This is a genomic window from Vibrio sp. CUB2 (assembly GCF_001557945.1).
In the GTDB taxonomy this organism is placed as follows: Bacteria; Pseudomonadota; Gammaproteobacteria; order Enterobacterales; family Vibrionaceae; genus Vibrio; species Vibrio owensii.
This window is the reverse complement of sequence record NZ_LNRB01000011.1, coordinates 107,220-121,483: the sequence shown is the minus strand read 5'-3', so window position 1 is coordinate 121,483 and position 14,264 is coordinate 107,220. Positions and strand designations below refer to the sequence as shown.

Genomic DNA, 14,264 nt, shown 5'->3' with positions numbered 1-14,264 from the left:
TACTCATCGGGAAAAGGGATTGAGAGGATGAGCTTGAACTTTGCGATGGTGGCTTTATAGTATTCCATTCATAAACCTTTTGGCGGAGCAGTAACGTGAAATTATTGGCAGATAAAACGGGCGAGCAGTTCTTGCAGATTTTAGATGAGCAAGGTGACGCGCTAACGGTGCAATTCATCTCCAATGAAGGTGAGCCAAAAGGACAACCATTCAAAGATTCTCTCAAGGGCTTGAAGCTAGCGGGATGGTCTTATCGAACAACGTCGACTGCGATTGGTATCTCTCGATTCAAAAAGGGGTATCTAGAGGATGCACATGTGAGCTTTGCGCTGCATCGTTTGTACCCGTTGGGACGTAAAGTAAAACTGCCAAGCGGCGAGATTGTGCAAATCGCCAGCTACGCCAATACCCACGTAGATGGCTATTACATGTTTGTTCGCCGCGATGATGAGCAAGAGTTGGTGCGCATGAAGATGTCACCAGATTGGCTGTTAATGCCATCAGAGAAGTTACTTGCTCTGCCTTATTATCCGCGTCCTCGTACTCAACAAGAGCTTAACGTGATCGATGATTTCGACAAATGGGCTGGTGGTTTTTAATCCCCAGTCTGTCGATAATCAAACCCAAATCGCGCTAAGTAGTGCCAGACTTTTTTCAAATCTTGCTCGTCAAACGTTTTTGCTTTTACCGCTTCACCAATAATACGTGGTGTTAGCATGCCTTTTTCTGCAACTTGATTGGCGATGTCTAAAATGGCTTGTCCTCGGTAGTCTGGATAAAGATTGATGTCTTCTGTTGAAACACAAAAACCACTGTGCCAACGAATTTCAACTGGCAATTCACGAGCGTAATCTTCTACCTCTGTGTCTTTAAATGAAGGGTCCAGCACCAAGGCTTGAATATCTTCCTCTAAGCGCAAATCGCCGTGGATTTGAGTTTCGATATAGGCGTCCAACCTGTCTGGTGCTTGTGCGTTTAACTCATCCAATAAGGGTTGAACACGTTCAATGGTGGCAAAGTGCTCAGGCTCGAAGAAGCTATCTGGATAGCAGAATGTCGCTCGCTTGCTGATCTCTGGTTTCAATAAGAAGTAGCTCGAACCAAATCGGGGTGAAGCGCCAACGTTTGAACCTGAGAAGTTTAACGCGCCATACTTTGGGCGTTGATTTGGTTGGCTATTGTCGTAAACCCCATCAAACACACGTTGCTCCCAACGCCAACGCTCCCCACCTTCGTAAGCCGTCAGTCCGCCATTGCTTGTACCGGTTTCAAATTGGGATTTGAGCTTGCCATCTTGGGCTATTGCTTTAAGCAGTGGTTCGCCCTTAGAAGTGGTTCGATCGGGATGAAAGTTGATGGTCACTGCGAAAGGATGTGACTGCGCTACTCCTGCGGATTTCGAGCGAATCACATCTAGAGCACGTTGAGTAAATGGATGATCGAGCACGACATTGACCTCTGGTTTTTCTTTCAACTTACCGAGTTTATCCGTGCGGTGCAATTGGCAGATTTAGCTTTTCTCACCATCCTGTGGCCAGTCGCGAACGTGCACATCCATCTGTGGGAAGGCGATTTCGATGTTGTTCTCTTTGAACAGCTTATCGATGTTTTTGTTGATGATGTGAATGGTCGATAAGCGGTGATCGATGGAGTTGATGTGCACACGCAGCTCGAAATCCAAGCTGCTCGCTCCGAACGCTAAGAAAAAGACTGATGGAGACGGATCGTTCAACACTAATGGGTGCTCTTCAGCCACTTGATACAACAACTCTTCGACTTTCTCGACATCAGAGCCGTACGCCACGCCAATTGGAATCACAATACGAGTGATTGAATCGGTGAGCGACCAGTTGATGAGTTTTTCGGTAATAAAGGTTTTGTTCGGCACCACAATCTCTTTGTTGTCCCAATCAATGATGGTGGTAGCGCGAGTTTGGATTTTACTCACTGTGCCTGATAGGTCATTGATGGTGACGATATCGCCGATGCGAATTGGGCGCTCAAATAGCAAGATCAAACCAGAGATAAAGTTCGCGAAGATTTCTTGCAGACCGAAGCCTAAGCCAACACCAAATGCTGCCACGAGCCATTGCAAACGCGACCACTGAAAGCCAAGAATGGCGAAAGCAGACAGCACACCCGTCATCAAAATCAGATAGCGCAGCAAAGTGGTCACCGCGTAGCCCGTGCCGGGAGATAACTCTAAACGGCGCAGAATCAGCAGCTCCAGAATACCCGGTAGGTTGCGCACGCCAACAAAGGTAACAAGCAAGGTGATCAGCGCATAAATCAGAGACTGTAGCGTCACGTCAACCAAGGTCGAACTGCCGCTGACCACTTCACTGACTTGCCACACCACCACTTTATCGAGCCAACTGGTCATCTCTAACGCACTCGACCATAAAGTCAGAACCGCAATAACCAAGCCAATCAAGGATAAACCGCGCAACAGTGTCATGGATTGTTCGCTGATCTGTTCGCTACCCAAGCCTTGCTCTTCCACTTCCGGGAAGTTTTCTCTGAGTTCGGCGATTTCCGGTGGTTCGTCTGCTTGTTCTTGTTGCTGAGCAATTAGCTCTTCACGGCGCGCCAGTAGGCGTTGGTAATTAAGTTGACGGTGTTCTAGTTTGAGCCAGCGTTCGCCAAGCTGATACGTAAACAAGACGCCAAGCACGACAAACAGGGTGAGTTGCTGGTAAATGAGCAACAGCCATGCAGCAATGTACAAACCCATCAACGCCATAATGATGATGGCAATGAAGGAGCCGAGGATCATCACTTTAAGCAGCAACAATCCAAGTCCACGATTGAGTGGAACAGGCAGTGTCGATGGGATGCGATCAGATTTAAGTAAAGCGCCATACACCATCGTCATGCCGACCATTAGCATCAGGAAGAACAGGCGAGATATTTCTGCTTCTTGGTCACCGGCAACCAACTCTGCAAAGAAGATCAGCAAGAGGAAGAGGGCAAACGGAAAACGCAGGCGGTTACTCTGCTTATGAACATAATCACAAATGCGTTCTGGCCAATTTAGGTGCAGCTCCAACAAACCTTTTTTCGAACTCATGGCATAAATCAATTCGATCACAAACAAGGCAGAAGCGCTGGCAACAATCAGCATTTTGGATTCGGTCGCGTTGGGAGCAGGCCACAGCCAGAACAGTGCCGCTGCGGTGATGGCATACCAAAGTGGCAGAATCACGGCTCGACACATCGCCATAAACAGCAGTGAAATACTATTTTGGAATCGATCCTTGAGCGGGTGGCCAAATACCTTTTTGTATTCATGACGAAGTTGAGTCGTACGACGAACCAAACGACGCCCCAGATAAAACAACACCAGTGTGTAGAAAGCAAACGCACCACCCACCATTTTGAGTTGGTCAGGATTGACCTCATCTTGCAGGGTTTTCAATGGGGTTTTGGTGCCAAACCAAATCTCTTTATCAAAGTCAGTCAGGTGCTGCCAGAAAGGCACATTACTGCGTGTCCAAAGTTGTTGTTCACGTAAGAAGGCTCGCGCATTTTCGACTTCAATGGCGTACTGGTTAATGGTCAGTTGCAGTTTTCCTAAAGCAATAATGAGCTTTTCATAATCTTGAGATAGCTGTTCTATGAGCTCATGCGATAAGGTTTCTAAACGGTCGGGAGCTTTGGCATTGGATTGCGTCGCACGAACGGCGTCTTCAAGCGCAAAATCATCCAGCAACTGACTGATTTCGTATTTGCGGATGTGAGCATTGGCAATCTCATCGGGTATGGTTTTATTTTGAATTTGGTTTGGCAAACGCTGTAGCTGAGCGCGAATCGAAGCGCCAAATGCGGTGCTGTCTCGCAGCCATGAGAGGTTTTCTTTGATTAGGCGCTGTTCTTCCGACAAGCTACGGCGCTCTGATTCAAACTTTTGCCCTGCAATGCGTGCTTGGTCGATTTCTACCAATACTTGTTCTAGCTCTAGCGTGTACTGACGAAGCTGCTCGATGAGTCGCTGTTTCTCCACGTCAGATTCATCGGCCTTCGCGCTTAGCTCCCGCGCTTCGGCAATCAAACCTCTCACCGATTCTTGTTCAACTCGGGTGAGCTTGTCTTGCAGTTCAATCAGCATGGGAGAGGCTAACTGAAGCTTCTTCGCCAACAATTGCTGTTCTAATCGCACAAGCTCAGTGCGTTCATCCAAACTTTGTAGTTCAGCCGTCATCACCTCTTTTTGTAACTTAAGATAGGTGAGATTCGCGGTCTCTAACCATTGATCTATTTCTGCGCCGTTTTCACTTTTGACCAATGAAGCTTGCTCAATTTGTTGATTCAATTGAGCCAAAGAAACGGGGAGGGAGGTTCTTGCTGCGTTGAGTTGTTTGGTCTTTTCAGCATTCGCTTGTGAAGTGGTGCGCCATTCACTCATGGCTGCCTGAAGTGACGCTATAGATTGAGATAGGTCGCTGTAGCTATTGAGTTGCTTGGCCTTGAACATGTCGAGCTTTTCGGCTTCTTCGATTTGTTTGAGAAGACGTTCTCGCTGCAAGGGGAACTGGCTAATGATTTTTCGGTAATCGTCACGCGATGCTCTCTGTGCGTCGAACCCCGTAATTTGATTGAGTAGTGTTTCGTACTGACCAATCAGCGTGTCGTTTTTTGGTGACTCCGCGTTCAAGCGTGCGATTTCGCTTTTCAGAAAGTCGGTTTCGGGTAGGGTTTGCGCGACGGTGACAAAGGAAATCAGCAATAACAACACAGCGGTTAAGCAACGCAAGCTACGGGCAAACATCGGCTTTATCATTCCCTTCACACCAACCTCGACTCTGAATTTATTGAGTAGAAATAAGTGTATACGCTAGATGGGATGTACGCCTGTTTTGACAAAAAATCCCCGAGCGCACCAGAAGCAAAGCACTCGGGGATAAACTAAGAAAAGATAGTTGGGGGTTTTAAGCGACCGCTTTTTCGCCAAGGGCGCGTAGGTCTTGCATGGTGTCTGCGTAGCTCTTTGGTTTACCAAACAGCCCCGCAGTACCAAGAATAAAGTACTCCACTTTGTCGCTCAGACGTTCAATTACTTCTGGGCTGATCGCGCCGTCGATGGCGATCTTAGTGTTGGTGCCTTTCGCTTCGATCATTTCGATAATACGCTCGATGCGGTTGTAAGCATTTGGAATAAAGGCTTGTCCTGCAAAGCCAGGGTTTACCGACATCACCAAAATCACGTCCGTCACATCCAGTACGTCTTCAATCGCGCTCAGTGGTGTGCCCGGGTTGATTGCTAAGCCTGACTTAATGCCTTTCGCTTGGATGTTACCGAGTGAACGATGCAGGTGTGGTGGCGCTTCTGCGTGGATGTACATCAGCTTAGGGCCTAGTGCTGCAAACAAGTCGATGAACTGGTCTGGATCCGACAACATTAGGTGCACATCGTATTCGATGTCCGTTAGGTTACGAATCGCTTTGATGTCTTCTGGGCCAAGCGCGAAGTTTGGTACAAAGTGACCGTCCATCACATCAATATGCAGCATATCGACGTTTGCTTTTTCTAGCTCTTTCAGCTCGCTTGCCAACTTAGAGAAGTCGACACACATCATTGAAGGACAAAACTTAGCCATCTTATCGCTCCTCAATTTCTGCAATTTGGTTTACACGGTTCTGATGACGACCACCTTCGAACTCTGCCTCTAACCAGCTGTCGATGATCATTTTTGCTAGCTCAATACCGATAACGCGAGAGCCGAACGCAAGGATGTTGGTGTTGTTGTGCTGTTTAGATAGCTGCGCCGTGTATGGGTCGCTACAAACGACAGCGCGAATACCCGGAACTTTGTTTGCTGCTAGCGAAATGCCAACGCCTGTACCGCAAATCAAAAGACCTTGGTCTGCATCGCCACTTGTTACCGCTTTCGCGACGGCTAAACCGTATTGAGGGTAGTCAGTACGCTCTGCTGAATGCGTGCCGAAATCAATCACTTCAATACCTTTACTTTCTAAGTGTTTGATAACCAATTCTTTATGTTCGATCCCTACATGATCACAACCGATAGCAATTTTCATATTCGTAACTCTCAAGCGTTCAGATTTGCTTTAAAGTTTACAAATAAAATCACAACTGTAAACAATGAATTTAATTAAAATTCATTGGAATTTACTTAAGTGACTGTATTTAAAGTAAATAAAAGTTCACAATAAAGTTCACGGAAATAAAAAATTCACAGGAAGTTTATTTTTGTGATCTCGGTAGAGGCAGAGTCTATGACTTATTGATAGCTTAATAGGCAGTTAATCCATTAATCACGAAACAGGTTTGAATATGTCTTACACGATGATTGCAGAAGAGTTGGTGGGCTCGTTAGGCGGAGAAGAAAACATTGTCTCTGTCGCTCACTGTGCCACTCGATTACGCGTAATGGTTGCCGATGAAAACAAAATTGATAAGAAACGCATCGAAGGCACCGACAAGGTAAAAGGCGCATTTTTTAACAGCGGCCAATACCAAATTATTTTCGGCACCGGAACGGTGAACCGAGTCTTTGAAGCGTTTGAGAACTTAAAGCTGAAGACCGCTTCGAAAGATGAACAACGTAAAGCGGTTGAAAAACAAGGGACGGCTTTCCAACGTGCGATCCGTACGTTTGGTGATGTTTTCGTGCCAATCATTCCAGCGCTTGTTGCGACAGGCTTGTTTATGGGTTTGCGTGGCTTGTTCATGCAGCCAGAGATCTTAGGCTTGTTTGGTCTAACGCCAGAAACCATTCCGCAAAACTTCATTCTTTATACTCAAATTCTGACGGATACTGCCTTCATTTTCTTACCAGCACTGATCGCGTGGTCGGCGGCGCGCGTGTTTGGTGGGTCTCCTTTAATTGGTCTGATTTTGGGTATGATGCTGGTGTCGCCAGCGCTGCCAAATGCATGGTCTGTGGCGTCTGGTGAGCTTGATCCAATCATGTTCTTTGGCTTTATTCCCGTGCTTGGTTACCAAGGTTCGGTTATCCCCGCCTTTATTGCCGGTATGTTGGGAGCCAAACTAGAGCGCCGTATTCGTAACTTCGTACCAGAAGCTTTGGACTTAGTCGTCACGCCATTCCTAACGCTATTGGTGATGATTACGGCTTCTCTATTTGTGATTGGTCCTATCTTCCACTGGTTAGAACTTATTATTCTGCAAGGTGCACAGTTCATGCTGGATCTGCCACTGGGTCTGAGCGGTATCTTGATTGGTGGTCTGCAACAAATCGTTGTGATGACGGGTGTGCACCACATCTTCAACCTGCTTGAGATTCAATTGCTGACCAACACTGGTGCAAACGAATTCAACGCCATCATTACCGCTGCAATCGCCGCACAAGGTGCTGCTTGTCTTGCGGTTGGTGTGAAAACTAAAGACAAGAAACTCAAAGCTTTGGCAATGCCATCAACACTATCTGCATTCTTGGGTATCACTGAGCCAGCGCTATACGGTGTGAACCTTCGCTTCTTCAAACCATTCATTATGGGCTTGATTGGCGGTGCAGTTGGCGGCTTCTTCGCAACGGTATTTGGTTTGAAAGCAACAGGCATGGCTATCACGGTAATTCCAGGAGCGCTGCTCTACTTGAATGGTCAAATGCTGGGTTACCTAGCGGTGAACTTAATTGCTATCGGTACGGCATTTACTCTGACTTACCTATTTGGTTACTCAGACAAGATGCTGCAAGACAAGTAATCCCTTGTGTTTTCATCCCCCTGACTTCAGGGGGATTCCTGTTTCTAGATTTTAATAAGGCTTACCATGACAGCAGAACAAACCTACATTAACGACGTGTTGGCGATTGCCTTAAATCAGATGGCAAATCCGCAAGAAGACCCTTTCCGTCCGACTTGGCACTTTGCACCGCAATTTGGCTTATTGAACGACCCAAACGGCTTGGCGCACTTTGCGGGCGAATATCACCTGTTTTATCAATGGAATCCAAAAGCGTGTGCGCATGGTGCGAAAGCATGGGGACACGCCACCAGTAAAGATCTTATTCACTGGCAGCATCAACCTTTGGCGTTAGCACCAACAGAAAACTACGAAACGCACGGTTGTTATTCTGGCTCCGGCTTGGTGGTGGATGGTGCGCTGGAACTGTTTTACACCGGCAACGTGAAGTTTGAACAAGGTGGCCGAACCGCTTACCAATGCAGGGCTACGTTAGAGGCGGGGAAACAAGTAGAGAAACAAGGCATTGTGCTCGACTTACCACAAGGCTACAGCGGCCATGTGCGCGATCCAAAAGTATGGTTGCACGATGGTGAGTACTACATGGTGCTGGGTGCAGAAGATCTCGATTATAAAGGCAAAGTGCTGCTGTACCGTTCATCAGACAGGCAGCAATGGCAGTTTGTTGGTGAAGTATTTGGTGATGGCCGCAATCAACATCAAAGTGATGACTTTATGTTGGAATGCCCAGATCTTTTCCCGATTGGTGACCAATACGCGCTGATCACTTGCCCGAAAAACTGGTTAGAAGTGGACGGTCGTAAAGTGGAAACCTTTGATGTGACTTATCATCTCGGTCAACTTGATTACCCAACGGCGGGCTTTGAACATGGCAAAGGCGTCTTGATGGATCATGGTTTCGATTTTTATGCGCCTCAGACATTTGAAGATGAGCAAGGCCGCCGCATTCTCTTTGGGTGGATGGGGAAACCAGATGAGTTCGAATCTTACCAACCAACGATAGAGTTTGGCTGGATTCACCAAATGACTTGCCCGCGAGAACTGATTCTTCAAGATGGACGCTTACTGCAAAAACCAAGTGCAGAACTCGAATCTTTGCGTTCGCAACCACAAAGCTTTACCAACCAATCGCTGCGTTTTTATGGATTGTCTTCTGAACTGCTGATTGAAAATGTTCCGGCAGAACTGACCATCGATGTTGCTGCCGATTTGAAGTTGCAAGTGACGCCACAAGGGCTAGCAACCATCCGCCGAAATCTGAAAACGGGTGAGTGGGAATCAAAGCAGTGGCAAGGTGAGGTTCGTCATCTACAAATTCTTCGCGACCATTCATGTGTGGAAGCATTTATTAACCAAGGTGAGGCGGTATCGACATCACGCTTCTTCGGCCAAAACGCACAAGGTGTGGGTTTTGTGATTGAGAGCGAAAGCGCAGTCACGGCAACACATTGGCAATTAGAGGCATAACCGTAGCTGCAAGTGCAGTTACCATGACGAGAGAGCGGTAGCTATGTATAATGATCCGACTGTTTCACAAGGAATGATATTGTCCGTGGATGTCAATCAAGTAATTCCCAATATTCGTATGCGTATGCCTTCACTCACGCGTACCGAACAATCCATTGCGGAAAACTTTCTCAAGCCTCACTTCATGCAGAAGTCGACTTCAATTAAAGAAGTGGCGGAGCGATTGGGTGTGTCAACGGCGTTGATCGTTAAGGTGTCAAAGAAGCTTGGCTTCAGTGGTTTTAAACAGCTTAAAGATGCGTTAAACGCTCATCATCACTCAGATTCTTACGCGCCAAGTGAGCAACTTCAGCCGGATGATTCTTGCGAGCAGATCGTCACTAAGGTGCTGCAAAACTCCATCAATGCCTTGACGGAAATTCTCAACTTTGTGGATGCCAACATGGTGAGCGCTGCCGCCGAGGCTATCATTAACGCGCGTAACATTGAGTTGTACGCAGCGGGTGGTTCGAACATCATCTGTGAAGATTTCCAGCACAAGCTTTTGCGTTTTGGTATTCGCGCATCAGTGCCTCGTGACCGTCACTTAATGTTGATGTCGGCTAGCGTGCTGAGCGAAAAAGACGTAGTGCTGGTGGTATCGCATTCAGGTCAAACCGTTGATCTGATGGATGCTGTCCGCCTTGCAAAGCAATCTGGTGCGACGATCATCTCTATCACCAACAACTTCCACGCTGAGTTGTCCCAACTTTCCGATTACCCGCTATACGCGCCGGCATCACCAGAACCGCTATTAGGTAAAAACGGCATCGCGCGCTTGGTCAAACTTGCCATGATCGACAGCTTGTATGCGACCATCGCGAGTAAGATTCCAGATCAAGCGGAAGAGAATTTAGAGAAGACCACCAAAGCGGTGGCGATTCTGCACCGATAAAGGTCGCTAGACGAGGCAAAGCTTCGAGATAAACAGGATTCAAAAACAATAAAGGCTGACATTACGTCAGCCTTTTTCTTATCTGTCCCTCGGGTTCTAGGATTAGAACGGATGGTTCGATAGTTGGTCGCTGCTTTCTAGCATCTTCTCAGCTACGTAGCGATGTGTGGCTGTGGTTGGGTGAGTCACATCCCAGAACACAAACTTGTCAGAGCCAGAAGAAGCACACTCTGAGCGCAACGCATGATGATACAAGTAATCTGCAGAAGACGAACGGTTAATGTCTTGGCAAGCTTGGCTCGCATTAACGAAGCCGTGTTGCTCTGGGTTCGTAGTTAAGCTTTCAAACAGGGCATGGGTATCATACAGAGTGATGTTGTAGCCTTGTGCTGTGTAGTACGCTGCTTGCGCTTTGATGAACTCGTTCATCTCGACGATCTTCGCACGGATCTTGTCGATTTCCTCTTGAGTTGAGTAGGTAAACTGTGGCGCACGAGTGGCGTCTGGTAGCGTCATCAACAACAAGTTCTTCGCACCCGCATCGGTCAGTTTGATCAAGGCTTCCGCGTAGTCTGATTTCACTTCGGGAACGCTGCGGTTGTAGTTCATAAAGTCATTCAAACCAAACTCAAGCGTAAACAATGTATTGGCTGGCTTGTAGTTTTTGGCCAGTTTCGCATACGCCAAGTAAGATGAAACTTGCTCACCCACTCCCGTCAGAGCGATGTATTGGTTTTCACCCGCTGCGCCGCCTACAGCCCAGTTGTAGAGCGGTAGGTTCTTGGCTTGAGCAATGTACTCTGTCCATACAAACCCGTTAGAGAAATGCCCTAAGAACCAGCTATTTGGATTCGGGAATCGCCATTGTGATGCGTTAAAGATGTTGCCTGTATCCGACAAACTGTCACCCAGCGCGACGACCTTGTTGATTTGATCGGGTTGCATGACTGGATCGTTGCTCCAGATGGTGTGGTTGTAGGAGAAACGGTTATCGGCAGCAAAGAAGGTGATGTCTGCGTTTTCATTCGCCAGATCTAGGGTCTGCTCACAACGCTCTTTGATGATGCTTTGTGGTGTGTCGGTGTAAAACATGTTTTTGAAAGAAACAGCACTCCACCAATAGCCATCAATTGTGAAGTAACTGCCGTCAGGATTTTCTGCCCATTCCCAATCTGTCGCAGGCTCGTCTTCTGAATAACTGGTGCGGTACCAACAGCGAACATAAGTGTAGGTTTGTTTCGCTTGCGCACTTCTGACTTGCGAGGCACTTACCATTTCAGGAGTCAGTGATGGCTCGTCGGCGTGAGCCAAACTCAGTGGTAGTAATAATGCACTAAGTAACGTAATGGTCTTATTCATGATTCACTCTCTATGATGATTATCGTCATGATTTAAGTGAGAATTTATCTCACCAAACGCCCTCATTCTGAGTAAATACCCTACTTAGTCAAATATCTAATTATTCATTCTGTCAATTTTGGTACCGCAATCGTATTTCAATAGATTTGGTAAATACTAAGATTTTATAAAATCTAGAATAATTACTCACTAACATTAATTTAACATGCACTTTTTGTATTAATAAGTAATTGCTTTATAAGGTTTTGGTGGTGTTTTTGTATGTTAACTAAATCTGTTGTTTAGATGATCTTTTGTTCATTGTTGTGTATTCATGAAACAAATTGTTTGGCATTTTTAGGCGATAACCTATAGCTGAATTGCTCATGCATAAGTCAGGGTTATGATTTTTCATGAGGATAAAGTGAATAAAAATCAGCTCAAAAAGGAATAGAGCAAATGCATCACACAACAACTAAATTAAATGGCTTGTTTTCATTGTCTGCCGTTGCAGTAGCACTGACATTTTCGATGTCAGCGCATGCGACTCCTTTAACGGGGTTCGACGAATCTAACTTGCCGACAAAATACATCGTCAAATTTAAAGAAGATACGTCCAGTCCTTCAGCATTGGGTGGGAACTCATTCTGGGGGCCACGCATCGCGCAAGAGTCAGTCTTAGATCAGCTCAAAGCGCGTAAAGTGGAAAAGCTAGGAAATCGCGCGATTTACAGCGTGGAGATGGAAGACTCGGAGTTGGGGCAATTACGTAATCGCAGCGATGTGGAATACGTTGAAATTGACCCACCGCGTTATCTGTTAAGTGAGACTATCCCATGGGGCTACGAGGCGGTAAACGCTCAGCTTCTGGATGACTCAAATGCAGGGAATCGCACCGTGTGTATCATCGACTCGGGTTACGATTTGGCGCACAACGATCTGAGTGGTAACCGAGTGTCGGGTACAAACGATAGCGGTACCGGTTCTTGGAGTGTTCCGGGGAATAACAACGCTCACGGTACACACGTAGCGGGTACGATTGCCGCGATTGCCAACACGGAAGGCATCAAAGGCGTTATGCCAAACCAAAACGTGAATTTGCACATCGTTAAGGTGTTCAATGAAGCGGGTTGGGGCTACTCATCCAGCTTGGTGAAAGCGGTACAAACTTGTGCTGACAACGGCGCGAACGTCGTCAACATGAGCCTTGGTGGTAGCCAGTCGAGTGTGACGGAGAAAAACGCGTTGCAAACCATTTACGACCAAGGCGTGTTGCTGATTGCCGCTGCGGGTAACGATGGTAACACTGCGCACAGCTACCCAGCGTCTTACGACTCAGTTATGTCCGTTGCGGCAGTGGATGATAAGCGTGATCACGCGGCGTTCTCTCAAGCGACAGACCAAGTTGAAATCGCAGGTCCGGGCGTAGCGATTCTATCTACGGTGACAGTCGGCGAGGGTAAGCTTTCAGACATTCGTTTGAACGGTGTTAGCCAGTTCGATCGTGGCATCGTTCCTCACAACCGCTTGATCCAATCGGGCGGCAGTTACGGTCCTGATCCAGTAGCCGGTTCTATCACGGCGACACTGGCAAGTTGTGACGTATCTGGTAGCAGCTCCAGCTGTGGTGATATGTCTGGCAAGATCTGTTTGACCGAGCGTGTGGGCAACCAATCATCAGGCAACTACCCAGAAATCGATGCAGTTCAAGCGTGTTACAACGCAGGCGCAAGTGCGGCGATTGTGTACAGTAACTCTGAGCTTCCGGGTTTGCAGAATCCTTTCCTTGTCGATCAAAACAACGCGGCGCGTATTGTGTCTGTAACGGTTGATCGTGCTTTCGGTCAGGAGCTGTTGGGCTATGTTGGTCAAGACATCACGGTATCGACCACCAAGGGTGAAGACTACGAGTACTACAACGGTACTTCGATGGCGACACCGCACGTAACGGGTGTTGCAGGTTTAGTGTGGAGTTACCATCCAACCTGTACCGCAGCACAAGTACGTAACGCACTGATCAAGACAGCAACGGACATCGACGTAACAGGTCGTGATAACCGCACAGGTCATGGTCTTGTGAATGCTGAAGCAGCGAAACAATACCTAGACGCTGGCTGTAATGGTCCAGATGGCGGCGGCTCTGGCAACGACAACGTTCTAGAAAATGGTGTGGCGAAAACGCAGCTTTCTGGCGGCAGCAAATCAAGCACAGTATTTGTGTTTGACGTCCCAGCGGATGCAACGCAAGCGACATTCAACATGAGTGGTGGTTCTGGTGATGCTGACCTTTACGTACGCTTCAATGGCACACCAAGTACCAGCACTTACGACTGTCGTTCATGGGCGGGCGGTAATGGCGAAAGCTGTAGCTTGAACGTATCTGGCGCAGGGCAATATGAAGTATTGGTTTACGGCTACAGCGCGTACTCTGGTGTTTCTCTTGTTGCCGCGCATAACGGTTCGGGTGATTCATCAGGCGGCGGTTCTGCACCTTCTAGCTACACCAACTCGAATGCAGTAGCGATTCCTGACAACAGCTCTGCAGGTATCGTAAGCCCATTAGATGTGGCTCGCTCTGGCGATGCAGGTTCAGTGACTATCGACTTGGATATCACTCACACCTACATTGGTGATCTTCGTGTCACGCTAACGTCACCAGATGGTGGTCAAGTAGTATTGCACGACAATGCGGGTGGTGGTGCGAACGACATTAAAACCAGTTTCCAAGCGGACTTCTCTGGTTTTGAATCACAAGGCACATGGGAACTTAAAGCGGTGGACAATGCCAGAAGAGACACAGGCACCATCAACAGTTGGACTCTGACCTTTCAATAA

General features: G+C 47.4%; 10 protein-coding genes. 5 read left to right on the top strand and 5 right to left on the bottom strand.

Features of this window, described 5'->3' with window-relative positions; genetic code table 11:
• Positions 1-95 precede the first annotated feature (95 nt).
• Positions 96-599, top strand: a complete 504-nt coding sequence (locus ATB78_RS18375) for a hypothetical protein (protein ID WP_061009734.1) — start codon at positions 96-98, stop codon at positions 597-599.
• Here the strand turns inward: ATB78_RS18375 and ATB78_RS18370 are convergent.
• The 4 genes from ATB78_RS18370 to rpiB all read right to left on the bottom strand — a co-directional run bounded on the left by ATB78_RS18370 (position 596) and on the right by rpiB (position 6,039).
• A complete protein-coding gene (locus tag ATB78_RS18370; RefSeq protein WP_061009798.1) occupies positions 596-1,447 on the bottom strand; it encodes a DUF3626 domain-containing protein in 852 nt (283 codons plus the stop codon). The two genes, ATB78_RS18375 and ATB78_RS18370, sit on opposite strands and share 4 nt — an antisense overlap.
• A 63-nt stretch (positions 1,448-1,510) precedes the next feature.
• The gene (locus ATB78_RS18365; protein WP_240537415.1) at positions 1,511-4,780 is read right to left on the bottom strand and encodes a mechanosensitive ion channel domain-containing protein; all 3,270 of its coding nucleotides are present in this window, start codon (positions 4,778-4,780) and stop codon (positions 1,511-1,513) included.
• Positions 4,781-4,928: 148 nt separating this feature from the next.
• On the bottom strand, positions 4,929-5,597 hold the full coding sequence (gene rpe / locus ATB78_RS18360; protein ID WP_009705067.1) for a ribulose-phosphate 3-epimerase: 669 nt from the start codon (positions 5,595-5,597) through the stop codon (positions 4,929-4,931).
• 1 nt (position 5,598) lies between these two features.
• The gene (gene rpiB / locus ATB78_RS18355) at positions 5,599-6,039 is read right to left on the bottom strand and encodes a ribose 5-phosphate isomerase B (RefSeq protein ID WP_009705066.1); all 441 of its coding nucleotides are present in this window, start codon (positions 6,037-6,039) and stop codon (positions 5,599-5,601) included.
• Positions 6,040-6,295: 256 nt separating this feature from the next.
• On the opposite strand from rpiB, the gene ATB78_RS18350 reads away from it, so the two are divergent.
• The 3 genes from ATB78_RS18350 to ATB78_RS18340 all read left to right on the top strand — a co-directional run bounded on the left by ATB78_RS18350 (position 6,296) and on the right by ATB78_RS18340 (position 10,091).
• On the top strand, positions 6,296-7,690 hold the full coding sequence (locus tag ATB78_RS18350) for a sucrose-specific PTS transporter subunit IIBC (RefSeq protein ID WP_005442341.1): 1,395 nt from the start codon (positions 6,296-6,298) through the stop codon (positions 7,688-7,690).
• A gap of 66 nt (positions 7,691-7,756) precedes the next feature.
• Positions 7,757-9,157, top strand: a complete 1,401-nt coding sequence (locus tag ATB78_RS18345; protein ID WP_061009731.1) for a sucrose-6-phosphate hydrolase — start codon at positions 7,757-7,759, stop codon at positions 9,155-9,157.
• An 85-nt stretch (positions 9,158-9,242) separates the two neighbouring features.
• Positions 9,243-10,091 (top strand): SIS domain-containing protein, encoded by an 849-nt coding sequence (locus ATB78_RS18340; protein ID WP_009705064.1) that lies wholly within the window; start codon positions 9,243-9,245, stop codon positions 10,089-10,091.
• 102 nt (positions 10,092-10,193) lie between these two features.
• On the opposite strand, the gene ATB78_RS18335 is transcribed toward ATB78_RS18340, so the two are convergent.
• Positions 10,194-11,453 (bottom strand): SGNH/GDSL hydrolase family protein, encoded by a 1,260-nt coding sequence (locus ATB78_RS18335; protein ID WP_155647837.1) that lies wholly within the window; start codon positions 11,451-11,453, stop codon positions 10,194-10,196.
• Between the two features lie 435 nt (positions 11,454-11,888).
• Between ATB78_RS18335 and ATB78_RS18330 the strand changes: the two genes are divergently transcribed.
• Positions 11,889-14,264 (top strand): S8 family serine peptidase, encoded by a 2,376-nt coding sequence (locus tag ATB78_RS18330; protein WP_061009727.1) that lies wholly within the window; start codon positions 11,889-11,891, stop codon positions 14,262-14,264.

Excerpts from the sequence above, each read along its gene's own strand:
- ATB78_RS18365 (WP_240537415.1), bottom strand. The coding sequence starts at position 4,780 with ATGATAAAGCCGATGTTTGCCCGTAGCTTGCGTTGCTTAACCGCTGTG.
- rpe (WP_009705067.1), bottom strand. The coding sequence starts at position 5,597 with ATGGCTAAGTTTTGTCCTTCAATGATGTGTGTCGACTTCTCTAAGTTG.
- rpiB (WP_009705066.1), bottom strand. The coding sequence starts at position 6,039 with ATGAAAATTGCTATCGGTTGTGATCATGTAGGGATCGAACATAAAGAA.
- ATB78_RS18350 (WP_005442341.1), top strand. The coding sequence starts at position 6,296 with ATGTCTTACACGATGATTGCAGAAGAGTTGGTGGGCTCGTTAGGCGGA.
- ATB78_RS18345 (WP_061009731.1), top strand. The coding sequence starts at position 7,757 with ATGACAGCAGAACAAACCTACATTAACGACGTGTTGGCGATTGCCTTA.
- ATB78_RS18330 (WP_061009727.1), top strand. The coding sequence starts at position 11,889 with ATGCATCACACAACAACTAAATTAAATGGCTTGTTTTCATTGTCTGCC.